At 62.7% G+C, this 4,251-nt stretch carries 6 protein-coding genes; 1 reads left to right on the top strand and 5 read right to left on the bottom strand.

Features of this window, described 5'->3' with window-relative positions; all coding sequences use genetic code 11:
- The 4 genes from QZ186_RS11245 to QZ186_RS11230 form a co-directional block, all read right to left on the bottom strand.
- Nucleotides 1-746, bottom strand: a 746-nt coding sequence (locus QZ186_RS11245) for an aspartate carbamoyltransferase (protein WP_296416889.1), incomplete at its 3' end; no start/stop codon positions are given.
- Nucleotides 747-998: 252 nt separating this feature from the next.
- Nucleotides 999-1,223: a hypothetical protein gene (locus QZ186_RS11240; RefSeq protein WP_010316020.1), complete on the bottom strand. Its 225-nt coding sequence runs from the start codon at nucleotides 1,221-1,223 to the stop codon at nucleotides 999-1,001.
- Between the two features lie 2 nt (nucleotides 1,224-1,225).
- A complete protein-coding gene (locus QZ186_RS11235; protein ID WP_010316019.1) occupies nucleotides 1,226-2,665 on the bottom strand; it encodes an urea transporter in 1,440 nt (479 codons plus the stop codon).
- A gap of 3 nt (nucleotides 2,666-2,668) precedes the next feature.
- Nucleotides 2,669-2,794, bottom strand: a complete 126-nt coding sequence (locus QZ186_RS11230) for a hypothetical protein (RefSeq protein WP_255344645.1) — start codon at nucleotides 2,792-2,794, stop codon at nucleotides 2,669-2,671.
- A gap of 303 nt (nucleotides 2,795-3,097) precedes the next feature.
- Between QZ186_RS11230 and QZ186_RS11225 the strand changes: the two genes are divergently transcribed.
- A complete protein-coding gene (locus QZ186_RS11225; protein ID WP_010316015.1) occupies nucleotides 3,098-3,250 on the top strand; it encodes a hypothetical protein in 153 nt (50 codons plus the stop codon).
- Here the strand turns inward: QZ186_RS11225 and QZ186_RS11220 are convergent.
- Nucleotides 3,225-4,094 (bottom strand): MBL fold metallo-hydrolase, encoded by an 870-nt coding sequence (locus tag QZ186_RS11220; RefSeq protein WP_010316013.1) that lies wholly within the window; start codon nucleotides 4,092-4,094, stop codon nucleotides 3,225-3,227. The genes QZ186_RS11225 and QZ186_RS11220 overlap by 26 nt on opposite strands.
- Between the last annotated feature and the right edge of the window lie 157 nt (nucleotides 4,095-4,251).

Genomic DNA, 4,251 nt, shown 5'->3' with positions numbered 1-4,251 from the left:
AGCCCCGCCTGCTGCAACTCCTCCAGCTGACCGGGATCAAAGAGATCCTCGCTGGCGTCATTGGCCGGGTCATGGATGAGGACCAACTCCTCCACCATCTGCGGGAATTTGGCCAGGATCCGCAGCAGCGAACGAACCGTGCGCATGCGGCTGGGGATGCCAACGATGCCGATGCGAGCCCGCTGATCCTCGGGAACCTCAGGGGCCGCCAAGGCGGGACGCCACTTGAGGATCGTGTAGAGATCGGCCATCGCCTGGGTGGGATGTTCATCGATGCCATTGCCGGCGTTGATGATCGGAATCCGCAGGGTGTCGGTCATCGCATAGATGGCCTGGGAGTCGGTATCGCGCAGAACGATGCAGTCGCCGTAGTTGTTGAACATGTGGGCGACGTCTTCCAGCGACTCCCCCTTCGCCAGGCCCGTCGTGGCGCGGTCGGTGATGTTGATCGAATCGCCGCCCAGACGGTGCCAGGCGCTGTCAAAGGACAGCCGCGTGCGGGTGCTGGGTTCGTAGAAGGCGTTGATCAAAATCTTTCCCTTCAACGGCGTGTTGTGGGCCGTATAGCGATCGGGATTGCTCTCAAACTTGGCCGCCAGACGAAACAACTGCAGCAGGGTCTCGGGCCGGAAGGGCTGAATCGAGATCACGTGCTGCCCCACCAGCTCCTGGAGCGCCTCGCCGTCCTCTTGAATCGCCCCCAACAGGGCCTGGGGAGAGGCTGCGCCAAAGACATCCGGCCCCATCGGTTCAAAACGCACGGGTGCGTCAGCGCCGGTACTCGTCGTGACGGAGTGGAGTGCAGTCATAGCGATTAGGGGACCCAGGCCCACTGCTGCAGAACGCTGCGGCGGAATTGGTCGCACTGAGTCTCAAACCAAAATCCACCCTGCCACATCACTTTCTCCAAGTTCAAGCTGCTTAAAACGGGGCAGATTTGCGTAGCAACGGCTACACAAATGCCACTCTTGTTGTCATGGGGCATGCAAACAAAGGCGTTACCAGACATCGCCGCGCCTCCATTCGTTCCACCAAATCAGCAGAAGAACCAGCACAGAAAGCGCCAACCCCGCCACACTTCCATAAATCACCAGGCGCAACAGCGGTAGATCCACCAGCCAGCGCGGGGAGTCCGTCGACTGCGCCGCTCGGGCGGCGGGCAAGGCCAGAGCCAGGGCTGCCGCAGCAAGGGCAACACGGGTTTTGAGCGACCAACGTTTCATCCCTATCCCTCCTTCAGGGTCAACCAGTTGAAACGCTCCGGCTGGAGCTGGGTACCGACGGCCATGACCACTGCGGACACCGCCGCAGACAGCAGAGCTGCGCAGTAGGGAGCGATCAGGAAATAGGCGCCTAAGCCCACGGCGCTGCCTGAGACCATCGCCGCAATCGCCGCCCAGCGGTTGGCGCTAGGCCAGTAGAGCCCGTAGGCCACCGGCCAAATCGTGGACGCCACCAGGGCACCGGTGAAGAACAGCACAGAGGCCAGAGAGTCGAGCCGCGGCCAGGAGAGCAGCAGGGTCAACAGCCCCAAACCCAGCACCACCAAGCGGGTGGCCTGCCGCAACTGGGCATCACTCAAGTTGGGGTTCAGCAACTTGAAGACCACGTCCTCCGCCACCAAATCCGCCGTCGACGCCAAGAGGGAATCCAGGGTGGAGGTCAAGGAGGCAAAGACCACCACAAACACCAGCGCTGCACCACCGGCGCCCAAGAGCTGGGAGGCCACCACCGGGAAGAGCATGTTCACCTGGGGCAGATCCACCGCCTGCGCGAGCGCCACCAGGCCGATCGAACCGGTCACCAGCGGCACCGTCATCCAGGCCAAACCGCCCAGCACAAACGAGGCAAACACCACGGAGGCGCGGCTGGAGAAGACCCGTGACCACCAGATGTTGTTGTGAAACACCTCTCCCATGGAGAAGAGGGCGGAGTTCCAAGCAATCAACAAGCCAGCGGGCAACAGCAAATTCAGGCGCTCTGGATGCTGCGCCGCCAGTTCCCGGTGGAGCTCCTGCACCGGGAACTGCTGCAGGGCAAGAACAGCGACCAACACCAGCAAGCCCATGATCAGCAGGGACTGAATGAAGTCCGTTCCCACCACGGCGCGCATGCCGCCATAGAGGGTGTAGATCGTGGAGACACCGATGACGACAACCATCCCGAGCCGATAGTCGAAGCCGGAGAGGGCCTCCAGCAGGATCCCGGCCCCCATCGCCTGGGTCACCAGGAAGCCCAGGGTGTAGATCGCCGTGATCACCATGAAGACCCACCAGGCGGCTCGGCCATAGCGCAGGCGGATGAAGTCGCCGCTGGTGCGCCCCTTGGGCATCAGCGTTTTGATCCGCAGAGCCAAGGGTGCAAACAGGACCAGGCCCAGGCCGGCCAGGGCATAGCTGAACATCCCCCAGAGACCGTTGCGATAGCCGAACTCAGGCGCCAGCAAGGTGGTGTTTCCGGTCACCCAGGACGCCATCAAGGTGGCTGTGCTCAGGGCCAAACCGATGTTGCGGCCGGCCAGCATGTAGTCATCGGCATCGCCAGAACCCCGGCGTCCCCAGGAGACCCCAAGGGCGATCCAAAGGACCGAAAAAATCACCACCAGGGCCCAGGCGATCCCGGGGGCCAAGAAGGGTTGAACAGCAAGCGTGGGGCTGAACACCATGGCTTAGCCCTCCCCCCAGGGATCACGGCCGCGCCAATGGAGATGGCCCTGAATCACCATCACGGTGGTCGCCAAGGTGACGACACCGCCCACGACAAAAATCAACACAGCTCCTGCAAATGACTCCATGAGCGATCTCTAAAACGCGCCAAATAACCGCGACATGGATCAATCCAAGCTGGGGAGAGCGTTAAGAAAACAGCGCAGCAGTTAGGGCTGTCTCTTGGTCGCAACCTATCGATGGCCGCTGACACTGTCAGCGCAGACAACGCAGCAGACCGACGTCAAGAGGTTCACAGATTTCCAACATCGAAGGCCACCAATGGCATCAGAGCAAATGTTGGAACTTGCTAAAGAAAGCGATGCCCATGCCCCAGGGCCGGTACGGACCCAAGCAATGGCAACCTGTCCCCACAGCTCGAGTAAGCAGCCGTGGCCAAAGCCAAGACCAAAGCCAAAGCAGCCGCCAAGCCGGTCCAGGCGGAGCCCTCGGCCACCCGGATCAAGCTTCAGATTGCTGGGGCCGTCTTCGTGCCGATGCTGGGCTTGGGGCTCTGGCTCAACAGCAAGGGCTTCTTCGGTTAAAGGCCAAGGTCTGCTCGACAGCGGCCCGCCACTCCCCGGGGGCAAACGCGTGGGCGTGGCCATGGCCGGGGAGCAGCCAGGCCACATCCAGCTCCTTTAAGCGCTCCACCGAGCGGAGCTGCTCCTTGAAATCCCACCAGCAGTACCGCTCCGAAGCCACCACCACCGCTTGCTCAGGGCGCCACCAGAGGTGATCACCGCTGAAGAGCACCGAGCGGCGCTCACCCAAGAGGACCGCCATTGACCCCGCCGTGTGGCCGGGGCAGGGAATCAATTGCAACGCCCCATCCAGCGCAACCACCGCAGATCCCTGAACCTGATGCTCCGCGTCTGGCGCGGCATCGGCGTCGGCCTGGTGAATCCAACGGCTGCAACCCAAGGCCTTGGCCCAGCGCTTGTGGTCGGCCACGTCATCGCGATGGGTCAACACCAGGGCTTGAAGACCGCCCAAGGCGGCGATGCGCCGAGCCAAGGGTGCACTCCAACGGGGCGAGTCGATCAGGACGTTGCCTTCCGGCCGAACCACGAGCCAACTGCTGGCCCCGAAACTGCGGCGTGACGCCCAACCGCAGTAGTAGACGTCTCCAGCGGTATGGCGGGTGACCAGGGCCGGAAAGCCATCGCTTGGGGTCAGCCGCCGCAACTCCGGGGTCGTCCCAATGGCCGCCACCGGACAGGCCTGCAAGGCCAACAGGGCCTGACGGGTTTCGGCTGCTCCCTCGGGCTGACGAATGACCTGGGAGCTGCTGCCCGTGGGGGCGAAGTGCAGAGGATCAAATTGCCAGCAGGTGCCGCAATCAATGCACCTGTCATTGACGCTGAAGGGCCCCGGCGCGGCGTCCATCAGCAGCAGCTGGCGGAGGCCCCGCTCGCCGCGCGGTCCTGATCAAAGGGAATCGCCGAACCGCAGCCTTCAAAGAGGCCGTAGTGACGCTCGAAGTCACCCATGAACTGGAAGTGGGGAGCGAAACGGGTCTGGTGCAGCATCCGATAGGTGTTCC

The organism is Vulcanococcus sp. DEBay_Sum29NL08_54 (assembly GCF_017859255.1).
Lineage (GTDB): Bacteria > Cyanobacteriota > Cyanobacteriia > PCC-6307 > Cyanobiaceae > Vulcanococcus.
The sequence above is the reverse complement of the archived record's forward strand: the minus strand, read 5'-3'. Positions and strand labels throughout refer to the sequence as shown.